Below are 24,464 nucleotides of genomic sequence, written 5' to 3'. Positions count from 1 at the left end.
CGGACGACCGACTGCGTCCGACACAGGCACTGCGGAGAAGAGCATGCTCATTTTGACTCGACGTGTGGGCGAGACCCTCATGATCGGCGAGGACGTTTCCGTCACCGTCCTGGGGGTCAAGGGCAATCAGGTTCGTATCGGGATCAACGCGCCTCAGGACGTTGCTGTCCACCGCGAGGAGATTTTCCAGCGCATCCAGCGCGAATCCAACGTAGCGGGCGACGATCAGGGCTCGTCCGGCGGTGGGTCTGCCCCGGGGGGGAGCGTGGCCGCTTCCTCGCGCGACGACTGACAGAGGTTGCCAGGCCCGGCGGCCCCAGTGGCCGCCGGGCCTTTTCTTTATGGGCACAAGTCCGTATCCTGTGCCGCGCATTCCGGAGAGTTGGCCGAGTGGTCGAAGGCGCTCCCCTGCTAAGGGAGTATGGGTCAAAAGCCCATCGAGGGTTCGAATCCCTCACTCTCCGCCAGATCCAGAAAGGGGCCCGAGTGGCCCCTTTCGCACGTCTGGCCCCCGCGGTATCGGGATTCGAACCCGAGATATCGAAAATGATGGTTCGACGGGTGACGCAAAGCGGCACCCGAACGTCGCCGCAGGCGACGGCCCGAAGGGCGAGGCGCAAAGCGCCGAGTAATCCTCACTCTCCGCCAGATCCAGAAAGGGGCCCGAGTGGCCCCTTTCGCACGTCTGGCCCCCGCGGTATCGGGATTCGAACCCGAGATATAGAAAATGATGGTTCGACGGGTGATGCGCAGCGGCACCCGAACGTCACTTCGGGTGATGGCTCGAAGGGCAGGGTGTATTCATTGGCGGGGTTTGAAGGAGCGGCATGGCGATAGTCGTGGTGCGGGAGGGTTTTGTCGGGGCTCAGTGACAGCTTGTACCGCCAAGCTTAGTGCTGATGGTCTTGCTGAATGCCTGCACGCATTGGGGGCTCCGCGCTCCCGAGCGTGCTAATCTTGTGCGAAATGGTCGACTTATAAAGGCCGGATCGGCCAAAGCGGATTTCCTATGTCTCTGACCCCCACTGTCCTGTTCAGCCTGCTGGCGGACGACACCCGTTTGCGTTCGTTGCTGCTGATTCACCTGGAGCGCGAGCTCTGTGTGTGCGAGTTGATGACTGCGCTGGAAATCTCGCAGCCGAAGGTCTCGCGTCATCTGGCCGCGCTGCGTCAGCAGGGCGTGGTGACGACCCGGCGCGAAAGCAACTGGATCTACTACCGGCTGCATCCGCAATTGCCGGGGTGGGCCCGCGAGGTGCTGGCGTCGACGGCCCAGGCTTCGCGCGTCGATGGCACGCTGCGCGAGGATCATGCGCGCCTGCAGGCGATGTGGCGCGATGCCGATCTGGGGCTCCCGGTTTCCCGGCGCACGTCGGAGACCTGATCAGCGCTCCTCGCTAGGGAGACGCGGATTTAATCGCACGTCCGCGTTGGTGCCCCCTGTTTTCCGAGACAAGGCGCGTCGTGCAGCGGGTAGTGGTTCTACCCGCAAGCGGCGCAACGCAGGATCGGGGAACAGGGGGCACCAACCCCACAAGCCATTAAAAGCAGGGGCTCGGCCGCTTTTGCGCGCGCACAGCGTTGCGGTTCCCTTGTGCAGAATGACTGCACGGCAGTCACCGCGCCTTGTTCGCACGCAAAAGCGACTCGAGCGCGGACGTGCGATTAAATCCGCGTCTCCCTAGGGGGCATGGCAATGCCGGCTTCCCGCAGCCAGTGACACAGGCGGATCAGCGGCAGACCCACCAGGGCGGTAGGGTCCGAACCCTCCATGCGCTCGAACAGGCTGACGCCCAGGCCTTCCGACTTGAAACTGCCGGCGCAGTCCACTGGGTTGTCCAGCGCGACATAGGCCCGGATTTCCGCATCTGACAGACGGCGGAAGCTGACGACGTATTCAACGTCCTCCACCTGCGCCTCGCCACTGGCGGCATCCAGCAGGCACAGCCCGGTATGAAAGGTGACCGTGCCGCCGGACAGCTGGGCCAGCTGTTCGCGGGCGCGCTCGGCAATGCCCGGCTTGCCGAGGATGCGGCCCTGATGGCTGGCGCTCTGGTCGGAGCCAATGATCAATGCGTCCGGGTGGGTGTCGGCGACGGCGCGGGCCTTGGCCTCGGCGAGGCGCTGCACGAGGGCCGAAGGGCCTTCGCTCGGGAGGTGAGTCTCGTCGACTTGCGGGGCGGCCGTCGTGAACGGCAGATGCAGCCGCTGCAATAACTGGGCACGATAGGGCGAGGTCGAGGCAAGGACGATCTCGCGCACGGGCTTACCCATCGGGGGCATCGATCTCGATCAGGGCATCGTCCGGATTGGCGGCCGCACCCTTGGCCACGTTCACCGCGCGTACCGTGCCGGCGATGGGTGCGGCGATCTCGGACTCCATCTTCATCGCCTCGAGCACCAGCACCGGCTGGCCGGCTTCCACGGTGTCGCCCTCGGCCACCAGTACGTCGATGACGGTGCCGGGCATGGAGGTGGTGACATCGCCCGGGCGGGTGGCGCGGCGGGATTTCTTGCCTGCTCGCGGCGATTCGGCGCCCCCACTGCCGGTGTCGATGGTGTCGAGCGTTTCGATCAGGACCTCTTCCGGCATGCCGTCGATGGTGACGTACATCGGCCGCGTATCCTCGCGGTGATGGCCGCTGCCATTTACGCGGATGTGGTACGACTCCCCGTGGAAGGTGACGTTGAACTCCACCGGTGCCGGACAGCCGGCCTGTGTGTTCTCGGGCAGGTTTAACGGTTCCGGTTCCAGCGTGCCGTCGCGTCGTTGCTCGAGGAAGGACCGGCCGACCTCGGGAAACAGCGCGAAGGTCAGGACGTCCTCGGGCCCCCGGGCCAAATCCCCGATCTCCCGGGTCAGATGGTCCATCTCCGGCTTCAGCAGGTCCGCCGGGCGCACGTCGATGACCTCGGCGTTGCCGATCGCCTTGCGCTGGATCACGCGATTGATCGGACCCGGTGCGCGGCCGTAGTGCCCGGTCAGGTACTGCTTCACCTCGTTGGTGATGGTCTTGTAGCGCTCCCCGGCGAGGACGTTCATCACCGCCTGGGTCCCGACGATCTGCGAGGTCGGCGTGACCAGGGGCGGGTAGCCGAGATCCTCGCGCACGCGCGGGATCTCCTCCAGCACGGCATCAAAGCGATCCAGCGCGTTCTGGTCGCGCAGCTGGTTGGCGAGGTTGGAGATCATGCCGCCCGGGACCTGGTTCACCTGCACGCGGGTGTCGACGCCGGTGTATTCGCTCTCGAAGCGCTGGTACTTCTTGCGCACCTCGTGGAAATACAGGCCGATCTTCTGCAGGGCCACGAGGTCCAGCCCTGTGTCGTGCTCGGTGCCGGACAAGGCCGCAACCAGGCTCTCCGTGGGGGGGTGGCTGGTGCCCCCGGCAAAGGCGGAGATCGCCGTCTCGATGTGGCGGCAGCCGGCCTCGATCGCCTGCCAGTGACACAGCTCGGACAGACCCGAGGTGGCATGCGCATGCAGGTGGATCGGGACATCCAGCGCGTCGACCAGCTCGGTCACCAGTTCGCGGGTGGCCGTCGGGGTCAGCAGCCCGGCCATGTCCTTGATCGCGATGCTCTGCGCCCCCATTGCCACCAGCTCGCGGGCGAGGGCGACGAACTGGGCGGCGGAGTGTACCGGCCCGGTGGTGTAGCACAGCGTGCCCTGGGCATGACCACCGGCCTCGCGCGTGGCCTCGATCGCCGTGCGCAGGTTCCGGGCATCGTTCATCGCATCGAAGATGCGGATGATGTCGATGCCGCCGGCCACGGACCGTTCAACAAAGGCGCGCACGACATCATCGGCATAGTGGCGGTAACCGAGCAGGTTCTGCCCGCGCAGCAGCATCTGCAGCGGCGTGTTGGGCAGCGCGGCCTTGAGCTGGTGCAGGCGTTCCCACGGGTCTTCCTTGAGAAAGCGCACGCAGGCGTCGAACGTGGCCCCTCCCCAGGCCTCGAGGGAGTGGAAGCCGATCGCGTCCATCTGCTCGCAGATCGGCAGCATGTCCTCGGTGCGCATGCGCGTGGCGATCAGGCTCTGGTGGCCGTCGCGCAGGGTGACATCCGTAATGTGAACTCGATCCATGGCTAGTCCGGTGTTCGGGCGAGGCAGTGTTGTCTACAGCCCGTGGTGAGCGGCGATTGCGGCGGCGATTGCGACGGCCAGCTGGCGGTCGGAGCGCTTGGCCGGCAGATCGGTCAGCTCGGGATGGTCGGCTATGAAGCCGGTATTGAAGTCGGCGCGGCGAAAATCCGGGTGGTTCACGATCGCCAGATGGTACGGGATGGTGGTCTTGACCCCGAACACGCCCATGTCGCGCAGGGCGCGGTTGCTGCGTGTCAGCAGGTCGTCCCACTCCAGCGCCCAGCAGATCAGCTTGGCGCACATCGAATCATAGTGCGGCGGGATCTCGTAGCCGGTGTAGATCGCGCCGTCGGTGCGCACGCCCGGCCCGCCCGGGGCAAAGTAGCGCGTGATGCGACCAAAGCTCGGCAGAAAGTCATTGGTCGGGTCTTCCGCGTTGATGCGGAACTCCATGGCGAAGCCACGGCGGGTGATCTGCGACTGGTCGTAACGCAGGGGTTCGCCACTTGCGATGCGCAACTGCTCCTGGACGATGTCCACGCCCGTGATCATCTCGGTAGCTGGATGTTCTACTTGAAGACGCGTGTTCATCTCCATGAAATAAAATGTATCGTCGCCGTCCATCAGGAACTCGACAGTCCCGGCGTTCTGGTACCCGACCGTCTGGGCGGCCGTGACGGCCAGCGAGCCCAGGCGTTCGCGCTGGGCCTCGTTCAATTGCGGCGAAGGGGCGATTTCGATCAGTTTCTGATGGCGCCGCTGCACGGAGCAGTCACGCTCGTACAGGTGAACGGCATTGCCATGGGTGTCCGCGAGGATCTGTACCTCGATATGGCGCGGGTTGACCACAGCCTTTTCCAGAAAGATTTCGGTACTGCCGAATGCGCGGGTCGCCTCCGAACGCACGCGGTCAAAGTTGCGCCGCAGGGCGTCTTCGTCCTCGCAAAGCCGGATGCCACGTCCGCCGCCGCCACTGGTGGCCTTGAGCATCACCGGATAGCCGATGGCCTCGGCGGCCTCCAGCGCAGCCTCCAGGGTTTCGAGGTTGCCCTCCGATCCAGGAGTGACCGGGACCCCGGCCTCGATCATCGCCTGTCGCGCGGCCACCTTGTCACCCATGCGGCGGATGACGCTGGCGTCGGGGCCCACCCAGGTGAGCCCGCGCGCGGCGCAGGCCGCCGCGAAATCCGCGTTCTCCGAGAGAAAGCCGTATCCCGGGTGTACGGCGTCGCATCCGGCCGCCCGGGCCACGCTGATCAGGCGGTGGATGCTGAGATACCCGCCCATGCTGTCGGGGCCGATCGCGTAGGCCTCGTCTGCCTTTTTCACGTGCAGGGCGTGGCGGTCGGCATCGGTATGCACCGCGACCGAGGTTATTCCCATCTCCGCGCAGGCCCGGATCAGGCGCACGGCAATCTCGCCCCGGTTGGCTATGAGCAGCTTGCGGATCAAACGGAAGGTCCCGGGAAGGTCAGTGACAACCCGAGTATCGGCATGCAGTCGAAGGGCTGCAAGTTTCTGTTTCGCTTTGACAGAGCAGCCCTCGCGCGCGTATATTCCGCGCCCTTGTATTTGAGTGTTCTATGAGTCGTATTCCCGTATCTCTCGACCCGTGGCAGCCACGGGCCCGGCACCAGGAATTCGAAGGCGATTTGTCTGCGGAGGACCTGCCTCGCCTGCGGGACGAGGCGCTGGCCGAGCACCCGCTGCGGGTCCATGTCCGATTCGGGCTGGAGCGCGGTGCGCTGGACGAGGTGCGGCTGACCGGGGTGATCACCGGCGAGCTGTGGCAGACCTGCCAGCGCTGCCTGCAGCCGATGGCCTGGGAATTCCGGCTGGAGACCGATGCGGTGATCCTGCCGGCGGGAGGCTCCGTAGAAGGCCTGGGCGCGGACGAGGATATCCTCGAACTCGAGGACGACGGACGGCTGCACACGGCGGTCTGGGCCGAGGACGAGGTGCTGCTGGCCTGGCCTCTGGTGCCGCGCCACGCGGACTGCGAGCCCGCGGTGGAGCCCGAGTTTGTTCCCGGGCAGCGCGAGGACAATCCGTTTGCGGTGCTCGAGCAGCTAAAGGGCAGTTCGAGCAACGCCAACGATCAGTAGGCCGGGCGGAGCAGGGCGCCGCCCGGCTCGAAACGCTATACTTGCGCCCGTTTTTGATTCGGGCTAACCCCGCACAGGCGGGATTTGATTAATCTGGAGATTCATCATGGCTGTGCAACAACGCCGCAAGACCCGTTCCAAGCGCGATATGCGCCGTTCCCACGACGGGCTGAAGGGCGCGACCCTGTCCACCGATCCGACCACCGGAGAGGTCCATCGCCGGCACCACGTGACCCCGGACGGGTTTTACCGTGGTCGTCAGGTGATCCAGCAGGACGTCGAAGTCGAAGACGACGAAGACTAAGCTCGGCGTGATGACCTTGCTGGGGCCACGGCTGCGGCTGCACCGTGGCCTTTCCGCGTTTAATCGGACCCGGTCGTCGGGTGTCTCGCGGGCGCGCGCATGAGCCGTGAATTCACCATCGCCCTGGATGTGATGGGTGGCGACCATGGGGCCCCCGTGGTGCTGCCGGCCGCCCGCCGTTCGCTGAAGGTGGCCGACGACTTCCGCCTGCTGCTGGTGGGGGACGAGGCGACGATCGAGTCCGGTCTTGCCGACTGGACGGCGGCCGAGCGCGACCGTGTGGAGATCGTGCATGCCAGCCAGGTGGTTGGCATGGAGGAGCCGCCGGCCGTCGCCCTGCGCACCAAGCGCGACTCCTCGATGCGGGTCGCCATCGATCAGGTCAAGAAAGGCACGGCCCAGGCCTGTGTGTCCGCCGGTAATACGGGCGGGCTGATGGCCACTGCGCGCTATGTGCTGAAGACCCTGCCGGGGATCGACCGCCCGGCGATCGCGACCGCGCTGCCGTCGCTGTACGGCCATACCCACATGCTGGATCTCGGCGCCAACGTGGACGTCGAGGCGGCACACCTGTACCAGTTCGCAGTGATGGGCTCGGTGCTGGCGAACGCGGTGGACGGGCTCGAGGCCCCCAAGGTGGGGCTGCTCAACATCGGGTCGGAGGCCATCAAGGGCAACGACCGGGTACGCGAGGCCGGCCGCATGCTGGAGGAATCCAGCCTGAACTATGTCGGGTTCGTCGAGGGCAACGACGTCTACTGCAGTGATGTCGACGTGGTCGTCTGCGACGGCTTTGTCGGCAACGTTGCGCTGAAGGTGAGCGAGGGCGTGGCCAAGATGATCTCCACGAACATGAAGGCCGAGTTCCGCGCCTCGCTGTACTCGCGTCTGGCTGGTCTGTTCGCACTGCCCGTGCTGCGCCGGTTGCGCCACCGTTTTGACCACCGGCGCTATAACGGCGCCTCGCTGCTGGGGTTGCAGGGCGTGGTGATCAAGAGCCACGGCAGTGCCGATGCGCTGGCATTCGAATACGCGATCCGCATCGCGCGGGTCGAGGCCGAGGCGAACATCTCCAGCCGCATCGACAAGCAGCTGGGGCAGCTACTGGGGCAGGAGCACGCGCAGTGAAGCATGCACGCATCAGCGGGACCGGGAGCTACCTGCCCGAGCGCATCCTGACCAACGCCGATCTCGAGGCCATGGTGGATACCTCGGATGCGTGGATTCAGGAGCGCACCGGGATTCGCGAGCGCCACATCGTGGCCGAGAACCAGGTGACCTCCGATCTGGCACTGAAGGCCGCGGAACGCGCGCTGGACGCCGCGGGCATCCGCCCCGCCGACCTGGACCTGATCATCGTCGCCACCACGACCCCGGACCAGATCTTCCCCAGTACCGCGTGCATCCTGCAGGCCAAGCTGGGGATTGGCGGCTGCCCGGCCTTCGACGTGCAGGCGGTGTGTTCCGGTTTTGTCTATGCACTCGCCACGGCCGATCGCTTCATGCAGAGCGACGAGATCCGGCATGTGCTGGTCGTCGGGGCCGAGACGCTCTCGCGCATCACCGACTACACCGATCGCGGCAACTGCATCCTGTGGGGTGATGGTGCGGGCGCGGTGGTGCTGTCGCGCTCGCCGGACCCGGGCATCATCTCCACTCACCTGCACGCGGATGGTCACCACAAGGGCCTGCTGGAGGTCCCGGGCGGGGTCTCGCAGCCCGGTGACAACCCGGATCTCGAGTTCATCCGCATGGAGGGCCGCGCGGTCTTCCGTGTCGCGGTCAACACGCTCGACCAGATCGTTGACGAGACGCTGGAATACAACGGGATCGAGAAGTCCGAGCTGGACTGGCTGGTCCCGCACCAGGCCAACATCCGCATCATCCAGGCCACGGCGAAGAAGCTGAACATGTCCATGGATAATGTCGTCGTCACGGTCGACCGGCACGGCAACACCTCTGCCGCGTCCATTCCGCTGGCGCTGGATACCGCCGTGCGCGACGGGCGCATCAAGAAGGGCGACCTGATCCTGACCGAGGCCTTTGGCGGCGGCTTTACCTGGGGCTCCGCGCTGATCCGGATGTAGCGGGCGCCGCTTCGCGATTCCATTCCTGTGGGAGCCTGCTTGCAGGCGAAGCCCCTGCCAAAGCCTGATACGAAGCGGTTCGCCGAAAGACGGGAGTCGACGACATGGGTCGCGAGATCGAACGCAAGTTTCTGCTGACCAGTGATGCCTGGCGCGAGGCCGTGGTGCGTTCCCAGCGCATGCGTCAGGGCTATTTGTGCGGCAATGACCGCGCCTCGATCCGCGTGCGCGTGGACGAGGAGGGCGCGAATCTGAACATCAAGAGCGCGACCCTGGGTGTCGAACGCGACGAGTACCAGTACGCGATCCCGGTCGAAGAGGCCCATCGCCTTCTCGACACCCTCGCGGGTCCGCAGGTCGAGAAGACGCGCTACTGGGTGGATGTGGACGGCTGGGAATACGAGATCGACGTGTTCGAGGGCGCCAATGCCGGCCTGATCGTCGCCGAGCTGGAATTGCCCGCGAGCGATGCCGACTTCCCGCGCCCCGAGTGGCTGGGCGAGGAGGTCTCGCACGACCCGCGCTACTACAACACCGAGCTGGCCCGGAACCCCTACCGCGACTGGCCCGATGCAAGCTGATTCCTTTCCCGTGTTCGATCCGGACTGCCGGCGCTGCCCGCGCCTGGCCGGTTTTCTGGAAGACGTGCGGGCGAAGCACCCGGACTACCATGCCGCTCCGGTGCCCTCGTTTGGGCCGCTGGATGCCCGCCTGCTGATCGTTGGACTCGCCCCGGGGATGCACGGGGCCAACGCGACAGGGCGGCCCTTCACCGGGGACTACGCCGGGGTGCTGCTCTACGAGACCCTGCACCAGTACGGCTTTGCGACCGGCCCCGAGAGCGTGAGCGCGGGCGACGGGCTGCAGTTGCTGGACTGCCGCATCACCAATGCGGTGAAGTGCCTGCCGCCGCAGAACAAGCCCACCAACGAGGAAATCCGCACCTGCAACGGTTTCCTGGCCGCGGAGATGGACGCGATGCAGCCCCGGGTGATCCTGGCGCTGGGCAAGATCGCCCATGACGCGGTGCTGCGGGCCCGCGGCCTGCCGCTGTCCAGCCTGCGTTTTGCCCATGGAGCCGAGCATGAGCTGGATGGCATGTGGCTGGTCGATTCCTACCACTGCTCGCGCTACAACACCCAGACCCGCCGCCTCACCCCGGCCATGTTCGGCGAACTCTTCGCCCGCATCCGTACCCACCTCGAGTAGAAAAGCCTGTTTGGTCCGGCTGCTCGCGATGGCGTGGGGCCCAAAGGTGTCGAGGTACCAACGTGCGAAGGGCATTGAACGCCCTCTGCTGACATCTCTCACGCCCAGTTGCCCTGCAGGTTTGGCCGACTCCCTTGGCCGTTCCGGTATCCTGAAGCTGTCATGAGTGCCTCCGACACCAGTTTCGATTCCAAGGCTTTCCTGAAGACGCTGACGCAGTCGCCCGGCGTCTATCAGATGCTGGATGCCAGCGGCGGCGTGCTGTATGTCGGCAAGGCGCGCAATCTCAGGAGCCGTGTGGCCAGCTACTTTCGCGGTTCGGATGATCGCGGGCCGCGGATCCGGTCGATGGTGCGCCAGATCGCGGACATCCGCGTCGCGGTCACGCACACCGAGGCCGAGGCCCTGCTGCTCGAGGCCAACCTGATCAAGCGCCACCGGCCGCGCTACAACGTGCTGCTGCGCGACGACAAAAGCTACCCCTACATCTTCGTGTCCGGTCAGGAGTACCCGCGTCTGGGTTTTCACCGGGGCGCGAAAAAGAAGGGAGTGCGCTATTTCGGTCCGTACCCGTCGGCCGGGGCGGTGCGCGAGAGCCTGGCGCTGCTGCAGAAGCTGTTTCAGGTGCGTCAGTGCGAGGACAGCGTGTTCGCGCACCGCTCCCGGCCCTGCCTGCAGTATCAGATCGGGCGCTGTACGGCGCCCTGCGTGGGCTACATCACGCCCGAGGAGTATGCCCGCGACGTCGAGTCTTCCGTGCAGTTCCTGCAGGGCAAGAGCGAGGTGGTGATCGCCGATCTGATGCAGCGCATGGAGGCGGCCTCCGAGCGTCTCGACTTCGAGCATGCGGCCCGGCTGCGGGACCAGATCGCGCGGCTGCGCCAGATCTCCGAGCAGCAGTTTGTCTCCGGCGGCGAGGGCGATGCCGACGTGATTGCGCTGGCGCAGGAGGCGGGCGCGGTGGCCGTGGAGATCTTCTTCGTGCGCGGCGGACAGAACCTGGGCAACCGCGAGCTGTTCCCGAACGTGCCGGAGGCCACTGACACCGGGGAGATCATGGCGGCGGTGCTGGCGCAGTACTACGCCGAACGCGAACCCCCGGCGCGCGTGCTGCTGTCGCACGAGCCGGAAGGCGCGCCGGCGCTGGAGGCCTTCCTGATGGAGCGCCGCGACGGCCGCAAGGTCCAGCTCGCCTGGTCGTTGCGCGGGGATCGGGCGCGCTGGCTGGATATGGCACGGCGCAATGCCGAACTGGCCCTGAAGACCCGCATCGCCAGTCAAGCCGGACAGGCTGCGCGCCTGGACGCGCTCACCGCCGAGCTGAATCTGGAGAGTCCGCCCAAGCGCATGGAATGCTTTGATATCTCGCACACCGGGGGCGAGCGCACGGTGGCGTCCTGCGTGGTGTTCGGGCCTGACGGGGCAATCAAATCCGACTACCGGCGGTTCAATATCGACGGGATCGAGCCCGGCGACGATTACGCCGCAATGCACCAGGCCCTGAGCCGACGCTTCGCGCGGCTGAAGAAGGGGGAAGGGCAGGAGCCGGACATCCTGTTCATCGATGGTGGCAAGGGGCAGGTCACACAGGCGCTCAATGTGCTGGCGGATCTCGGGCTCGATCACATCCGCGTGATCGGCGTCGCCAAGGGCGAGGAACGCCGACCGGGTATGGAAACTCTGATATTGAGCGGGGTCGAGGCCCCCTCTATACTCCCGGCGCACTCGGGTGCCCTGCACCTGATCCAGCAGATCCGCGACGAGGCCCATCGATTCGCGATCACCGGGCACCGTGCGCGCCGGGCCAAAGCGCGCAAGGAATCGACCCTGGAGTCGATCCCGGGGCTGGGGCCGAAGCGCCGCAGCGCGTTGCTGCGCCACTTCGGGGGGCTGCGCGGGGTGGCCCGGGCCGGCGTCGACGAGCTGACCAAGGTGCCGGGTATCCACCGGCGGCTCGCGCAGGCGATTTACGACCAGTTTCACTAGGGAAACACTGATTAATGTACACACTCGTGTTGGCACCCCAGGTTTTCCGAGACAAGGCGCGGTGCGCAGCCGGTAGTGGTTCTACCGGCAAGTGCCGCAACGCAGGATCGGGGAACCTGGGGTGCCAACCCCGAAGGGGCTCGCCCTCCCGTTGTTATCAAAAACGGGCGTGGGAACGGCGTTGCGGTTCCCTTGTGCAGAATGACTGCATGGCAGTCACCGCGCTTTGTTCGCACGCAAAAGCGACTCGAGCACGAGCGTGTACATTAATCAGTGTTTCCCTGGGACTGACCAGCAGATGATCCGTGAACTTCCCAACTGGCTGACCTGGTCGCGGATCGTCATGATCCCGCTGCTGATCGTCGTGTTCTACGCGCTGCCGATGCCCACGGCCGGCATCGTCGCGGCGATCGTCTTTGCGCTCGCCGCGATCACCGACTGGGCGGACGGCTACCTGGCTCGGCGCTGGGAGGTCACCAGCCGCTTCGGTGCGTTCCTCGACCCGGTGGCGGACAAGCTGATCGTGGCCGCCGCGCTGGTCCTGGTTGTGGATCACAACCCGGGCGTGGGCCTGGCGCTGGCGGCGGTCGTCATTATCGGGCGCGAGATCGCGATCTCGGCCCTGCGCGAATGGATGGCCGAGGTCGGCGCCAGCGCGAAGGTGGCCGTATCCTGGGTCGGCAAGGTCAAGACCACCTCCCAGATGGTGGCGATCTTCCTCCTGCTGTGGGCGGAGCCGGTCGCCGGGCTGCCGATTTTCGCGATCGGTGAATGGCTGCTGTATCTGGCGGCCATCCTGACGCTGGTTTCGATGGTGCAGTACATGCTGGCGGCTGCGCGCGGACGCTGATCGGCCGCACGGAAACGCTGGCGGGGTATTGACGTTCGCCCCCGGTGCGGTAGAATACGCGCCGTTAACGAAGAGCGGGAATAGCTCAGCTGGTAGAGCACAACCTTGCCAAGGTTGGGGTCGCGAGTTCGAATCTCGTTTCCCGCTCCAACAGATTCCTGAAACCCCGGTTCGGCCGGGGTTTTCTGTTTCGGCCTCCGCATGCTGCTTCTTGCGGGCCGGGACCCACCCGATACAGGCTGGGTGGCAGAGTGGTTATGCAGCGGACTGCAAATCCGTGTACGCCGGTTCGATTCCGACCCCAGCCTCCATCATTGCGCTTCGCGCCAGGGCCGCCTTCGGGCGGCCTTTTCTTTTGCCAGTCTGCCGTTCCAGCACGGATCGAACCCAGTATGGAAATTCTCGTCCCAAGAAGGGTTACAGGGTCTATGCTCTTAACTCGATAACCACAACAAGACGAGGACGCGAGATGCTGATTATTGGCCTGATTATCGTCGTGGCGGCACTGGTGTTCGCCACCGTGAAGCTGCGAGTCCACCCCTTCCTCGCCCTGTTGCTGGCGGCCTTTGTGATGGCGCTGATCGGGGGTATTGCCCCGAAAGAGGCGATCAGCGTTATCAACGACGGCTTCGGCGGGACGCTCGGCTATATCGGGATCGTGATCGCGCTGGGCACGATCATCGGGGTGATCCTGGACCGCACCGGGGCGGCGATCGTGATGGCGGAGGCGATCATCCGCGCGCTGTCGGATCGATTCCCCAACCTCACCGCGACGATCATCGGCTACATCGTGTCGATTCCAGTGTTCTGCGACTCCGGCTACGTAATCCTGAACTCCCTGAAGAACGCGCTGGCGAAGAAGGCCGGTGTCTCCCTGGTGGCGATGAGTGTGGCGTTGGCGACGGGTCTGTTCGCCACGCACAACTTCGTCCCGCCGACCCCGGGCCCGATCGCCGCGGCCAGCAATATCGGGATCGCCGATGCGCTGGGCCTGGTGATCCTGTTCGGCCTGCTGGTAGCCGCGGTCGCCGCGGCGGTGGGCTGGCTCTGGGCCAGCCGCTACACCCACGCAAACGACGACGAACTCCTCGAGCCGGATCCGATCGAGGAGGCCACCGGCCAGGAGGTGAAGAAGCCGGAGCCCGATCTGGCCCATCGCCCATCCACCCTGGCGGCATTCTTGCCGATCCTGGCGCCGATCGTGCTGATCTCCATCGGCTCGATCGCGTCACTGGCCACGCGTGACGCCGACCCCGGCATGTTCGCGGCCGCGCTGATCTTCCTCGGGCAGCCGGTGGTCGCCCTGGCGATTGGCGTGGTGTTCGCCCTGCTGCTGGTCAAGGGTGGTGACAAGCGCGGGCGCTTCCACCAGATGACGGTCGATGCCGTCCTGCTCGCGGCCCCGATTCTGCTGATCACCGGGGCGGGCGGTGCGTTTGGCTCGGTGCTGCAGGAGACTCCCATTGGTGATCAACTCGGCGATATGCTGACCGGTCTTGGTTTGGGCCTGCTGGTGCCGTTCCTGCTGGCGGCTGCACTCAAGTCGGCCCAGGGTTCGTCGACGGTGGCACTGGTCGCGGCCTCGAGCATGGTGGCGCCGTTGCTGCCCTCGCTGGGCCTGGAGTCCGACATGGGCATGGTGCTGGCAGTCATGGCCGTGGGTGCGGGCGCGATGACCGTCTCGCATGCCAACGACAGCTTCTTCTGGGTGGTGACCCAGTTCAGCCGCATGAAGGTGTCGACCGCCTACAAGGCCTATACGACCGCCACGCTGTTGCAGGGTGTGAGCGCGATGATCGTGATCTACCTGCTGGGGCTCGTCTTTGTCTGAGCTGAGGCGGGTCGTGCTGTGTCCGGACAGCTTCAAGGGCAGTCTGGATGCGGCAGACGTGGCCCAGGCGATGGCTCGCGGTGTACATGCCGCGAGTCCATCCACTCGCATCCGGGCGTTGCCGATGGCGGATGGGGGAGAAGGGACGGCGGAACTGGTCAGCCATACCATGGGTTGGGCCTGGCATTTGTCCGATGTCCGTGATCCGCGTGGGCAGCATGTCTCGGCGGGCTGGGGGTGCGATGCCGTCACCCGACGCGCGGTGATTGATGTCGCCTCGGCCTGTGGGTTGGACCTGGTGCCCGAGGCCGAGCGCGATCCATGGAGGCTCGATACCCGTGGCGTGGGGCATCTGATCCTCGCGGCGCTGGATGCCGGTGCCCGGCATGTGCTGATCGGACTCGGGGGCAGCGGCACGGTGGATGGTGGTGCCGGGATGCTGCACGCACTGGGGGTCCGCTTTCGGGACCGGGAAGGGTCCGAACTGGATCCTGTCCCGGAACGGCTGGAGCATCTGGAAAGTGCCGATTTCTCTGGTCTGGAGCCACGGCTTGCGGGACTCCGCATCACGGTGCTGAACGATGTCGACAACCCGTTGACGGGCAACCGGGGTGCTGCGGCGGTGTTCGGCCCGCAAAAGGGCCTGGCCACAACAGACGTGCCACGCATGGATGCCTACATGGAGCGGCTGGAACGCGCGATTGACGAGGCGGGGGAGTTGCGCCGCCCGGGCGCCATGCCCGGGGCGGGGGCCGCCGGTGGGCTGGGCTTCGCGCTGGCCTGTGTCCTGCGCGGGCAATCTCGCATGGGGGCGGTGTACCTGGCGGATCTGATCGATCTCGATGCGGTGATCGCCGGGAGCGATCTGGTGATCACGGGTGAGGGGCAGGTCGACGGCCAGACCGCGCATGGCAAGGTCGTGGCCGAGGTGGTCCGGCGGGCACGGCGCTGCTGTGTGCCGGTCGTCGCCGTGGCCGGGTCGATCGATGCCACGCCGGAGGAACTCGAAGCGGTGGGGCTCACGGATGCCCGCGCCCTTTGCGATGGCACGATCACGCTGGAGCAGGCGATGAACGAACCCGGTCGCTGGATCATGGAGCGTACGCGCGCACTGGTGGAGGCGCGAGGGGCGCAATCGGGCTAACGAACGGATAACAAGGAGCGGTCCGTGGCCTGGCCATCCATGGCACTATGCGGTACCGAACGCACAGGGGCGCGCGTGCCTGATTGGAAACCCAGAACCAGGAGCAAACGGACGCCATGGCACGGTCGGGTCATGGCTGTCCTGCTCGTGGTGCCCTTCTTCCTGTCCGCCGGGGCCAGCGCGGACGACCTCCTGCGCGTGGGGCTCTACGAGAACGTGCCCAAGGTCGGCACGGGTGACGATGGGGCGGCGGGGGGCGTGTTCGTCGAGTTGCTGGACGCCATTGCGCGACGCGAGCACTGGCGGCTGGAGTATGTCTCGTGCGAGTGGTCGGCCTGTCTGGAGGCCCTGGAGGCGGGCGAGATCGACCTGATGCCGGATGTCGCGCTGACGCCGGAGCGGCGCGAGAGCCTCGCGTTTCACTCGATACCGGTGGCCCAGGCATGGAGCCAGGTGCTGGCGCCGGTCGATTCGGGGCTGGATCGCATCGAAGCGCTGGAAGGCCTCCGCCTTGCGGTGCTCGATGGATCGATTCAATACGACTACCTGCGCGAGTATGCGCTGGACACGGGGCTGGAGTGGACTCTTGTGCCCCGTGGGGACCTGGAATCCGTGCTGGCGGCTGTTGCCGCGGGCGATGCCGACGTGGCGGTCAGCAACAACTTCTATGCGCGGCGTCATGCACGCCAGCATATGCTGGTGGAAACCCCCATCACCTTCGACCAGGTCGGTCTTTATTACGCCGCCGCCCCTGGGCGGCAGGATGACCGCCTGGAGGTGATCGACGCCTATCTCCAGCGCTGGAAGGGCGAGGCGGGCTCGCCCTATCAGCACGCGATGGAGCAGGCCCTGGAACCGCCCGTCGGGGAGGGGGAGATCCCGACGTGGGCCTGGTCGGCGCTGGCGGCCGCCGCAGTGATTGCGCTCGCCCTGGGGCTGATGGCGGTCTGGTTGCGACGCACGGTGCGCGCGCAGACACGTGCCCTGCGCGAAGCCAACCAGCGTCTCGAACACCTGCTCGAGAGCGGCCCGGTCGTGCTGTACCAACTGAATGCGCTCGATTTCAAGCCGCTTTGGGTGAGTGGCAACTTCGAGCGGCTGTTTGGATTCAATCCCAAGGTGGCGCTGCAGCCGGGCTGGTGGGAGCAGCAGGTCCATCCGGAAGACCGCACCACGGCCATGCGCGAGAACCGGCGCCTGCTGGAAGAGCGCCACATGGTCCGGGAACTGCGCCTGTTCGACGGCTGGGGCAAGCTGCGCCATATCCGCGACGAGATGCGGATCATTCCCGGCGGCAACCAGGGACAGCGCGGGGCCGAGGTGGTCGGCAGCTGGACGGATCTCACCGCGAGCATGGAGCAGAAAGAAGCGCTGCGGCAGATGGCCCACTACGACGCGCGTACAGGCCTCCCGAACCGCGTGCTGTTGCACGACCGGCTGGGACACACCCTGGAACGTGCGATGGCCGATGGTCTTGCACGCTGGGTGGTGCTGATCGACCTGGATCGCTTCCGCAATGTTAACGAGACCCTGGGCACGTCGGCGGGCGACCGCGTGCTGGAAGGTATGGCGGAACGGCTTGGGGCGTTGCTGGGGCCGCAGGATACGGTGTCTCGCGTGGGAGCCGACGAGTTCTGCCTGATTATCGAAAACCCGCCGATGGATGGTGGCACCGAGGCCTTCCTCGAGCAGCTACTGGAAACCTTGCGCGAACCCTGCGCTATCGGTGGGCGTGCGCTGGTCACCACGGCGAGCGTCGGGTTGGCGACGTTCCCCGAACATGGCAGCACGCGTGACGAGTTGCTGACCGCCGCGGAGCTCGCAATGGCGGCCTCGCGCAGCGTCGGCGGGGATACCTGGCATGTCTACGAACCCGGAATGGGGGCGCAGACGGAACATCGCCTGTTCCTGGAGAACGACCTGCGCGGCGCCATCGCCAATGACGAACTGCTGCTCTACTTTCAGCCGCAGCTGGAGATGCAGTCGGGCCGGCTGGTGGGTATGGAGGCGCTGGTGCGCTGGCGTCATCCACAGCGCGGCATGGTGTCCCCGGCCGAATTCATCCCGCTGGCGGAAGAGACGGGGATGATCCAGGCCATCGACCGCTGGGTGTTGAACGCGGCCTGTGCCCAACTGGCGCAATGGGACCAGGAAGGCCGGGATGTGCCTGCCGTGGCGGTGAACCTCTCTGCCCGGGAGTTGCACGACGAGACGCTGGTGGCAGCAGTTCAGGATATCCTCGAACATCACGGTCTGGAGCCCGACCGGCTGGAGCTGGAACTGACCGAGACCATGATGATGGAACAGCCGGAAAGGGCACTGGCCGTGCTGCACCGTCTGGAGACGCTGGGTGTGACGCTGGCTATGGATGACTTCGGCGCGGGGTATTCCAATCTGGCGCACCTGCGTCGCTTGCCGCTACGGCGTTTGAAGATCGACCAGTCACTGGTCCGCGATATTGGATACTCGCGCAATAACGAATCGATCATTCGCGCCATCATTGCCCTGGCCGACGCACTGGGGCTGGACCTGATTGCCGAGGGTGTGGAAGAGGCGGGCCAGCAAGCGTTCCTGCTACGCGAGGGCTGTCGTTTCGGGCAGGGCTACCTGCTGGGGCGCCCGGCCCCGGCCGATAATGCCCTGCAAGGCATCGGCGCATAGCCGGCCGCGAGGGCGGGGCGTCGCTCTAACCGGGCTCAGGATCGTACGGTTCGACGCCCGAAGTCCGATTCCCGCTGCAACAGGTCCGCGAGCGGGGAGGGATGGCCGAACAGAAAGCCCTGCATCATCGGGCAGCCAAGACGGCGCAGATATTCCTGCTGGGCCGCGGTTTCCACGCCCTCCGCGACGATATTCATCTGCAGGCCGCGCGCCATCGATACGATCGCATTGACGATACAGGCCTCCCCCTCGATACAGATGGTGTGGGTGAAGCTGCGATCGATCTTCAGGGTGTGTACCGGCAGCTTCTGCAGATAGCTCAGCGACGAATAACCGGTGCCAAAGTCATCCACCGCCACCTGAACGCCAGCCTCGCACAGGCGGTTGAGCTTGGCCACGGTATCGTGGGTGTCGCTCATCAACAGGCTCTCGGTGATCTCGATCTCCAGCAGCTCTGCGGGGAAGCCAGTCTCGACCAGCAATCCCAGTACGCCGTCGACAAAGTCGTCTCGTTCGATCAGCACCGGCGACAGGTTCACCGCCAGGCGCAGGTTGGGTACGTGTTGATGGGCCGCGCGTATGTCGCCCAGGGCGTTGCGCAGGGTCGCGCGATCGAGGTCGACAATCAGGCGGGTGTCTTCGGCGACCGGGATGAACTCGGCCGGGCCCAGCATGCCGCGATCGGGGTGATTCCAGCGAATCAACGCCTCGACACCCAGGAGCTGCCCTGTTTCGCCATCGACCTGCGGCTGGTAGAGGATGTGGAACTCTTCGCGCTCCAGGGCCTTGCGCAGGTCCTGCTCGAGCTGCAGGCGGTGTGGCGTGTTGCCATGCATCTCCGGTGCGAACAGGCGGATGCCATTCTTGCCCGTGTTCTTTTCCCGGTACATAGCGATGTCGGCATGCCGGATCAGGGCCTCGAGCGTGTCGCCCCCGTCGGGATAGATCGCGATCCCGATGCTGGCCCCGACATACAGCTCGTGGTCACCCCCTAGGTGGAATGGCGCAGTGAGGCTTTCCAGAATCTTTTCGGCTACTTCGACTGCGGCCTCCTGGCTGCTGATATGCGGCAGCAGCAGGGTGAACTCGTCGCCTCCGAAGCGCGACAGCGTATCCCCTTTGCGAATGCAGCCCAGCAGGCGCTGGGCGACGGCCTGCAGCAGGCGGTCACCAATGGTGTGCCCCAGCGAGTCGTTGATGACCTTGAAGCGGTTGAGGTCGATGAACATCACGGCCAGGGGGTGGCCCTGGCGCTGCGCCTGAGCAATGGCCACATCGACCCGGTCGCGGAACAGGGCGCGGTTGGGCAGCCGGGTGAGCAGGTCGTGGTAGGCCTGGAAGTTGATGAAGGCCTCGGATTCCTTGCGGTCGGTGATGTCGCGGGCGGTCCCGTAGACCAGGGTCTCGCCACCTGTATCGTCGCTGGCCGCCGTCGGCCAGACCGCGACCTCGAAATAGCGCCGGGTGCGGGCCATCTCCCGTGGCTTGAGCGCGAGTTCCACGGAGCGGATGTGGGCATGGCTGCGCCCGGCCTGCTCGAAGAAATACTCCGCCTTCTCGTGGTCGTCGGCTTCGACCAGATCCAGGACACGGGTATCCAGCAGGTCCTGGCGGGAGTAGCCAAGCAACTCGTGGACACGCGAGTTCACGAAACGAAAACGACCTTCGCGATCCAGGATGAACACGATGTCCGGCGAGTTGTTGACGATCAGCCGGTGCAGGCGCTCGGAACGCTCCAGGCGTGCCCGCATGTGGCGGTTGGCGTCTTCCAGCTCTTTCTTGTGCAGGGCGTTGCGGACGGTTGCCAGCAGTTCGTCGGGCTGATAGGGCTTTTTCAGATAGTCGGAGGCCCCGTCGCGCAGGGCGCCGGCGACATCGTCCACCGAGGTGTTGCCGCTGATCACCACCACAGGGACCTTGAGCCCCGCGGCCTGGATGAAGCGCAGGACATCACGCCCCCCCAGTTCCGGCATGCACAGATCGAGCAACAGGAGATCGGGCGGATCCCGTCGCAAGGCCTCAATGGCGCTGCCGCCGCCCAGGGCGGTTTCCACGTTGAACTCTTGCAGTTCCAGCAGCTGTCGCACGCTTTCCAGAAGGCGCGGGTCGTCGTCGACGACGAGGATGCGAGGGGTTTGTGGTGTGCCGGCTTCGTTCATGTGCGGGTCCCGCCGTTGTCTCGCATCATCGCGGGGGCTATCCCTGCCCCGCCCCGAGGGTTCCGGTTTCGGCCTCGCGATGGGGGAGAAGAATCTCGAACCGCGTTCCGTCGCGGTCGCTGTCGCACTGGATGTGGGCGCCGATCTCGTCCGCCAGGCGGCGGACAATGCTCAGGCCCAGCCCGGCGTGCCCCTCGCCCTTGTCTGATTCTACCGGGCGATAATGGGCCGCGCGGATCCCCGGAGGAAGCCCGGGACCGTCGTCGGCGACCACCAGTGCCACCACGCTGGTCCCATTGAAGCTCTCGGGGTCGCGGGTCTGCAGCCGAATGACACCCCCTGACTGCAGCGCCTCGGCGGCGTTTTTGAGCAGGTTCGTCAGAATCTGGCGCACATGGTCGCTGGGGACAGACAAGGGCGGATCGCCGGGTGCAAGATCCAGTTCCAGGCGGATGCCTCGCGTGCGGCAAAGAGAGCGGTCCACGATGTCGGCCACGTCCTGGACCAGTCGATTGAGCGTGGACGGCGGCCCGTCCGCTGCCTGGTCGGGTTCCTTTAGACGGAGCAGGATGCGGCCTACGCGATCAATTTCCTCCTTGATCAGGGCCAGTTCGTGGCTGGCCTCGTGCCCATCGCCCAGCTTTGTGTTCAGCACACCCAGATAATTCTGGATGATGCTGAGGGGGTTGCCCGCCTCGTGCAGCGTCTCGCGGATTCGCTCCTGTGTTGTATCGTCGGTATGCGCTTGTTCGGGCGGATCGGACTGCGGGGTGCACAGCGCGCGCGCAATCTCGCGCGCCAGGGCCTGGACAAATCCGGTTCGGGGTTCCAGGGCCTGGGCGCGTTCTCGGTCCAGTCCCAGGATCAGTACCCCTGCGGGCGAGGAGTTGGCAGCCGCCAGCAGAGGGAAGGCCCAGATCACCTCCCCACCGCAGAGCCGGAACAGCTGTTGATCGACGACCGGTGTGGGTGTCTCGCCGACGAGTTCGTGCTGACGCATCTCGCGGTCCAGCAGGGTGTCGGTCACAAGGCTCCGTCCCGGCAGCAGAGGCAGGGTGAAGTCGGGCTCGTCTTCCTCGCCGAGCCAGGCGGATACCGAGGCGCCGTCCGCATCGGTCAGGAACACGAGGCTGTGGTCGACACCCAGAGTGAGAAACAGGGTTCGCTGGGCGGCCAGACAATGTTCTCGGGGGGTCCGCGAGGCGCGCAGCGCGCCTGTAAGCCGCTCCAGTTCCGTGAGGTCGCGTACCCGCATCCCCAGCGCCTCGCGCGCGACCTGATCGGGATGAGGCGCTTCCTCTTTGGCGGCCTCGGGTCCCGCATCCAGTTCGATCCCCAGAGAGCCCGCGACCCGCTCGACATCCTCTTCGATGCGGTTGCGCAGTTCTCGCGTCAGGCCGTCATTGAGCCCGAACAGATCGTGGGCGGCGGCCAGGGCCGGGTCGCCGATGGCATCGGGCGGCTCGTGACCAAGGAGGCTGGCAAGATGAATGATCTTGACCAGATGATGTGCATCGCGCACTTGTGCCGTGGGCTCCAGGTGGAAACGCACGGCATCGGTAACGAACCCGTCCAGACCCCATCGGTCCAGGTGTTCGGCGGCCAGCTCGGCATGGTGCTGACCGTAGGTCTCCTGTTCGCGGGAGACCAGCTCGCGCGCGTCAGCGCTGGCCTCGAGCATAGGCCAGTAGCGGGCTTCGTCGGTGGCCAGTCGCATCAGCTTGCCGAGGTCGACCAGCAGCCCGGCCAGATACGCGTCTTCGGGCCGCGGGTGGCGTGTCAGGGAGGCAAGGACCTGGCCGAGCATGGCGGTGGTCAGCGCACGGCGCCAGATGATCCGCAGCACGCTGGTGCGCTTGGGCTGGTAGCGGCCGAAAAGCTGCTGAATCGCGGCAGTCAGCGCGAGGCTGCGCACGGTGTCCAGACCCAGGCTGAACAAGGCCCGGTCGATGGTACGACACGGCGAGCCGCGATAGTAGAACGGGGAGTTGGCCGCCGCGAGAAGGCGCGTGGTCATGCCGGTGTCGCGCAGAATGGCTCGGCTGAGGGCTTCGAAATCGGCCTCCGCCGCCTGGCCCGCATCGAGAACGGACGTCAGGGCCTGTGGCAGGCTGGGGATAGTGTCCGTTGCCGTATGCGCCGTGGCCATGCTCCTCCCCGGGACCCGATATGGTGCCCTTGCATTGCCCCGATCCGTTGCTGGTTCGCGGCGTGTCGCCCTGGTTCCCGACTATACTGCCGGGGCTTGCGTTGCGCCAGCGATTCCAGTAGACGAGACGTTAGGCGTGCGTGAGGCCAATCCCGTGAGGCCACTTCGGAGGCAGGAAGCTTTGAAGCCCATGATTGACAGGCAGTCCGGCACGACTCGGGTTCAGCCAGCTCAGCCCCGAGTCCTGACGGTGACCAGTGGCAAGGGGGGCGTGGGCAAGTCCAGTATCGCCGTCAACCTCGGGATTACCCTGGCCCGGGCGGGACGCCGCGTCTGCATCCTGGATGCCGACACGGGTCTTGCCAATGTGAACATCCTGCTGGGGCTGCACCCGCAAAAGGGACTGGCCGAGGTCCTGACGGGGGCGTGTCCGGTCGAGGAGGTCCTGCTCGAAGGGCCCCATGGCCTGAAAGTCATTCCCGGTGCCTCGGGTATCCGCGATTGCGTGGAGTTGTCGGCGGCCCGGCAGCGGCGGCTGGTGACCGAGCTGGCGCGGATCGAGCAGCATTTCGATGACTTGATCCTGGATACCGCTGCGGGGATTGGCGATACCACCCTGGATTTCGTCGCCGCCGGACACCAGGTGCTGCTGGTCATTACGCCGGAGCCGACCTCGCTTACCGATGCCTTTTCGCTGCTGAAGGTCGCGCTGCGGCGGTATCCGCTCACCTGTCAGGTGGTCGTGAACATGGTGGCCGACATCAGTGAGGCGCGTGCGGTGTATCAGCGCTTTAGTGGTGCGGTGGAGAAGTATCTGAAGATCTCGGTGGGCTTTCTCGGGTTCATCCAGCGCGACGAGAGCCTGCGTGCGGCAGTGACCCTGCAGCACCCCGTGGCGATGTTTTCGGAGCATGACCCGTCAGTGCGTCCGTTTCAGCGGCTGGCACAGGCGCTGAACGATCTCAACTGGGATCCCTCGAACCAGGCCTCGTTCAGCCGTTTCTGGTTCCGGCATCTATTGCGCAAACCCGCATCGAGCGAGCAAGTGGCGGTTGACGCCGGGCCGGATGAGGCACCGTCGGAGCCGCCGCTTGCCGAACAGGCTGACACTCCGGGTGTGGACGTCCCGGCACCGGAGTCCGGCAGTGAAGTGAAGAAGCGGTTCGAGGCCCTGCGACGGGAGTTTCGTGCCCTGGCGAACGCGGTCGACGAGCCCTGTGCGCTGGCCGAGTGGATCCAGACGCTGGAGGCCGACTATCGCGATCGCTTTGGCATCCCCGCGGTAGACCCGGAGGCGCTGATCGATTGGCTGCTCGAGCACCCAGAGACGTCCGAAGACGTACTCGAGCGCATCGGCGCACGTCTGGAACAGACACCCCCGGGGGAGGATGCCGCTTGCCCGGAGCCTCCCGAAAACGTGGTGACGCCCGACTTTGGCCGCTACGGCCCGCTTGCGGCTGGCGAGCGCCGAACGCCGATCCCGAAACCCGATGCCATACACCGGGTGGATGTCGCGGTGTTCGGCTCGCAGCAGGATCTGTTGCAGTGGTTGCGCGATTCCCGCGACGAGGGCCAGCTACTGATCGAGCAGCTCGAACGGCGCGGGGACGGTGTAGCCCCGTCCCCGCCTATCAGCAAATCGAATGGCGATGATTCGACCGATCCTTCTTCCGGGCTACTTGGGCCCGAGGAGGAGCCAGGCGATCAGTCCCGCCACTGGCAGGAACAGCAGGATCAGAATCCACAGTAGCTTGACCATCGGCCCAGCCGGGCTTTGCGCGGTGCGGACGATGGCCCAGATCACGATGATCAGCCAGATCAGGCCGAGAATTCCGGTGACTTCGATACCCATGGGGGCTCCTTGTCGGCGCGAGTGCCGTGTCCGTTGA

General features: G+C 65.7%; 20 protein-coding genes, 3 tRNA genes and 1 other RNA gene. 18 read left to right on the top strand and 6 right to left on the bottom strand.

All coding sequences use genetic code 11. The features are described from left to right. The first annotated feature begins 43 nt into the window (after positions 1–43). From csrA to F579_RS0104985, 4 genes are all read left to right on the top strand, one after another. Positions 44–292: a carbon storage regulator CsrA gene (gene csrA / locus F579_RS0104995; protein ID WP_012982990.1), complete on the top strand. Its 249-nt coding sequence runs from the start codon at positions 44–46 to the stop codon at positions 290–292. Positions 293–376: 84 nt separating this feature from the next. Beyond that, positions 377–467 (top strand) — tRNA-Ser (locus F579_RS0104990). 35 nt (positions 468–502) lie between these two features. Beyond that, positions 503–648, top strand: a non-coding RNA gene (locus tag F579_RS14945) — RtT sRNA. Between the two features lie 361 nt (positions 649–1,009). After that, positions 1,010–1,384: a metalloregulator ArsR/SmtB family transcription factor gene (locus tag F579_RS0104985; RefSeq protein WP_018994153.1), complete on the top strand. Its 375-nt coding sequence runs from the start codon at positions 1,010–1,012 to the stop codon at positions 1,382–1,384. Between the two features lie 281 nt (positions 1,385–1,665). On the opposite strand, the gene F579_RS0104980 is transcribed toward F579_RS0104985, so the two are convergent. Genes F579_RS0104980 through F579_RS0104970 form a run of 3 tightly spaced genes read right to left on the bottom strand, consistent with a single transcriptional unit; the run spans position 1,666 to position 5,542 of the window. Continuing rightward, the gene (locus F579_RS0104980; protein WP_026301014.1) at positions 1,666–2,262 is read right to left on the bottom strand and encodes a nucleoside triphosphate pyrophosphatase; all 597 of its coding nucleotides are present in this window, start codon (positions 2,260–2,262) and stop codon (positions 1,666–1,668) included. Between the two features lie 4 nt (positions 2,263–2,266). Beyond that, on the bottom strand, positions 2,267–4,090 hold the full coding sequence (gene oadA, locus F579_RS0104975) for a sodium-extruding oxaloacetate decarboxylase subunit alpha (protein WP_019023985.1): 1,824 nt from the start codon (positions 4,088–4,090) through the stop codon (positions 2,267–2,269). Between the two features lie 33 nt (positions 4,091–4,123). Then, positions 4,124–5,542: an acetyl-CoA carboxylase biotin carboxylase subunit gene (locus tag F579_RS0104970; protein WP_019023986.1), complete on the bottom strand. Its 1,419-nt coding sequence runs from the start codon at positions 5,540–5,542 to the stop codon at positions 4,124–4,126. A gap of 131 nt (positions 5,543–5,673) precedes the next feature. On the opposite strand from F579_RS0104970, the gene F579_RS0104965 reads away from it, so the two are divergent. From F579_RS0104965 to F579_RS0104905, 13 genes are all read left to right on the top strand, one after another. Then, a complete protein-coding gene (locus tag F579_RS0104965) occupies positions 5,674–6,195 on the top strand; it encodes a DUF177 domain-containing protein (RefSeq protein WP_026301015.1) in 522 nt (173 codons plus the stop codon). Positions 6,196–6,301: 106 nt separating this feature from the next. Beyond that, positions 6,302–6,499, top strand: a complete 198-nt coding sequence (gene rpmF / locus F579_RS0104960) for a 50S ribosomal protein L32 (protein WP_012982981.1) — start codon at positions 6,302–6,304, stop codon at positions 6,497–6,499. Between the two features lie 99 nt (positions 6,500–6,598). After that, a complete protein-coding gene (gene plsX / locus F579_RS0104955) occupies positions 6,599–7,627 on the top strand; it encodes a phosphate acyltransferase PlsX (RefSeq protein ID WP_019023988.1) in 1,029 nt (342 codons plus the stop codon). Further along, positions 7,624–8,586, top strand: coding sequence for a beta-ketoacyl-ACP synthase III (locus F579_RS0104950; RefSeq protein ID WP_018138528.1), 963 nt, complete (start codon positions 7,624–7,626; stop codon positions 8,584–8,586). Before plsX ends, F579_RS0104950 begins: the two co-directional genes overlap by 4 nt. Before the next feature lie 104 nt (positions 8,587–8,690). Next, the gene (locus F579_RS0104945; RefSeq protein ID WP_019023989.1) at positions 8,691–9,167 is read left to right on the top strand and encodes a CYTH domain-containing protein; all 477 of its coding nucleotides are present in this window, start codon (positions 8,691–8,693) and stop codon (positions 9,165–9,167) included. Next, entirely contained in the window at positions 9,157–9,795 is a 639-nt protein-coding gene (locus F579_RS0104940) for a uracil-DNA glycosylase (protein ID WP_019023990.1), read from the top strand. The genes F579_RS0104945 and F579_RS0104940 overlap by 11 nt, the downstream gene beginning before the upstream one ends. Before the next feature lie 162 nt (positions 9,796–9,957). Beyond that, positions 9,958–11,781, top strand: coding sequence for an excinuclease ABC subunit UvrC (gene uvrC, locus F579_RS0104935; protein ID WP_019023991.1), 1,824 nt, complete (start codon positions 9,958–9,960; stop codon positions 11,779–11,781). A 298-nt stretch (positions 11,782–12,079) separates the two neighbouring features. After that, positions 12,080–12,631: a CDP-diacylglycerol--glycerol-3-phosphate 3-phosphatidyltransferase gene (gene pgsA / locus F579_RS0104930; protein WP_019023992.1), complete on the top strand. Its 552-nt coding sequence runs from the start codon at positions 12,080–12,082 to the stop codon at positions 12,629–12,631. A gap of 74 nt (positions 12,632–12,705) precedes the next feature. Then, positions 12,706–12,781 (top strand) — tRNA-Gly (locus tag F579_RS0104925). An 87-nt stretch (positions 12,782–12,868) separates the two neighbouring features. Then, a tRNA-Cys gene (locus tag F579_RS0104920) sits at positions 12,869–12,942 on the top strand. Positions 12,943–13,100: 158 nt separating this feature from the next. Further along, a complete protein-coding gene (locus tag F579_RS0104915; RefSeq protein ID WP_019023993.1) occupies positions 13,101–14,462 on the top strand; it encodes a GntP family permease in 1,362 nt (453 codons plus the stop codon). 13 nt (positions 14,463–14,475) lie between these two features. After that, positions 14,476–15,606 (top strand): glycerate kinase, encoded by a 1,131-nt coding sequence (locus F579_RS0104910; protein WP_026301016.1) that lies wholly within the window; start codon positions 14,476–14,478, stop codon positions 15,604–15,606. Positions 15,607–15,738: 132 nt separating this feature from the next. Beyond that, positions 15,739–18,267, top strand: coding sequence for an EAL domain-containing protein (locus F579_RS0104905; RefSeq protein WP_019023995.1), 2,529 nt, complete (start codon positions 15,739–15,741; stop codon positions 18,265–18,267). A 35-nt stretch (positions 18,268–18,302) separates the two neighbouring features. Here the strand turns inward: F579_RS0104905 and F579_RS0104900 are convergent, their stop codons facing one another. Together F579_RS0104900 and F579_RS0104895 are read right to left on the bottom strand one after the other, a co-directional pair. Next, complete coding sequence (locus F579_RS0104900) at positions 18,303–20,426, bottom strand: EAL domain-containing protein (protein ID WP_019023996.1); 2,124 nt, start codon at positions 20,424–20,426, stop codon at positions 18,303–18,305. Between the two features lie 37 nt (positions 20,427–20,463). Further along, positions 20,464–22,575 (bottom strand): HDOD domain-containing protein, encoded by a 2,112-nt coding sequence (locus tag F579_RS0104895; protein ID WP_019023997.1) that lies wholly within the window; start codon positions 22,573–22,575, stop codon positions 20,464–20,466. Positions 22,576–22,765: 190 nt separating this feature from the next. Between F579_RS0104895 and F579_RS0104890 the strand changes: the two genes are divergently transcribed. Then, a complete protein-coding gene (locus tag F579_RS0104890; RefSeq protein ID WP_026301017.1) occupies positions 22,766–24,325 on the top strand; it encodes a MinD/ParA family protein in 1,560 nt (519 codons plus the stop codon). On the opposite strand, the gene F579_RS14935 is transcribed toward F579_RS0104890, so the two are convergent. Further along, positions 24,251–24,427 carry a PLDc N-terminal domain-containing protein gene (locus F579_RS14935; protein WP_012982968.1) on the bottom strand — a complete coding sequence of 59 codons (177 nt, stop codon included), beginning with the start codon at positions 24,425–24,427 and terminating at the stop codon, positions 24,251–24,253. The two genes, F579_RS0104890 and F579_RS14935, sit on opposite strands and share 75 nt — an antisense overlap. Between the last annotated feature and the right edge of the window lie 37 nt (positions 24,428–24,464).

It is taken from the genome of Thioalkalivibrio sp. ALJ21, assembly GCF_000378605.1.
Lineage (GTDB): Bacteria > Pseudomonadota > Gammaproteobacteria > Ectothiorhodospirales > Ectothiorhodospiraceae > Thioalkalivibrio.
Note: the sequence above shows the minus strand (reverse complement) of the source record. Positions and strands in the feature narration are given on the sequence as shown.

Bases quoted from the DNA above. Each gene is read 5' to 3' on its own strand.
- csrA (WP_012982990.1), top strand. From the start codon at position 44: ATGCTCATTTTGACTCGACGTGTGGGCGAGACCCTCATGATCGGCGAG.
- F579_RS0104985 (WP_018994153.1), top strand. From the start codon at position 1,010: ATGTCTCTGACCCCCACTGTCCTGTTCAGCCTGCTGGCGGACGACACC.
- oadA (WP_019023985.1), bottom strand. From the start codon at position 4,090: ATGGATCGAGTTCACATTACGGATGTCACCCTGCGCGACGGCCACCAG.
- F579_RS0104965 (WP_026301015.1), top strand. From the start codon at position 5,674: ATGAGTCGTATTCCCGTATCTCTCGACCCGTGGCAGCCACGGGCCCGG.
- rpmF (WP_012982981.1), top strand. From the start codon at position 6,302: ATGGCTGTGCAACAACGCCGCAAGACCCGTTCCAAGCGCGATATGCGC.
- plsX (WP_019023988.1), top strand. From the start codon at position 6,599: ATGAGCCGTGAATTCACCATCGCCCTGGATGTGATGGGTGGCGACCAT.
- F579_RS0104945 (WP_019023989.1), top strand. From the start codon at position 8,691: ATGGGTCGCGAGATCGAACGCAAGTTTCTGCTGACCAGTGATGCCTGG.
- F579_RS0104940 (WP_019023990.1), top strand. From the start codon at position 9,157: ATGCAAGCTGATTCCTTTCCCGTGTTCGATCCGGACTGCCGGCGCTGC.
- uvrC (WP_019023991.1), top strand. From the start codon at position 9,958: ATGAGTGCCTCCGACACCAGTTTCGATTCCAAGGCTTTCCTGAAGACG.
- pgsA (WP_019023992.1), top strand. From the start codon at position 12,080: ATGATCCGTGAACTTCCCAACTGGCTGACCTGGTCGCGGATCGTCATG.
- F579_RS0104915 (WP_019023993.1), top strand. From the start codon at position 13,101: ATGCTGATTATTGGCCTGATTATCGTCGTGGCGGCACTGGTGTTCGCC.
- F579_RS0104905 (WP_019023995.1), top strand. From the start codon at position 15,739: ATGGCTGTCCTGCTCGTGGTGCCCTTCTTCCTGTCCGCCGGGGCCAGC.
- F579_RS0104900 (WP_019023996.1), bottom strand. From the start codon at position 20,426: ATGAACGAAGCCGGCACACCACAAACCCCTCGCATCCTCGTCGTCGAC.
- F579_RS0104895 (WP_019023997.1), bottom strand. From the start codon at position 22,575: ATGGCCACGGCGCATACGGCAACGGACACTATCCCCAGCCTGCCACAG.
- F579_RS0104890 (WP_026301017.1), top strand. From the start codon at position 22,766: ATGATTGACAGGCAGTCCGGCACGACTCGGGTTCAGCCAGCTCAGCCC.
- F579_RS14935 (WP_012982968.1), bottom strand. From the start codon at position 24,427: ATGGGTATCGAAGTCACCGGAATTCTCGGCCTGATCTGGCTGATCATC.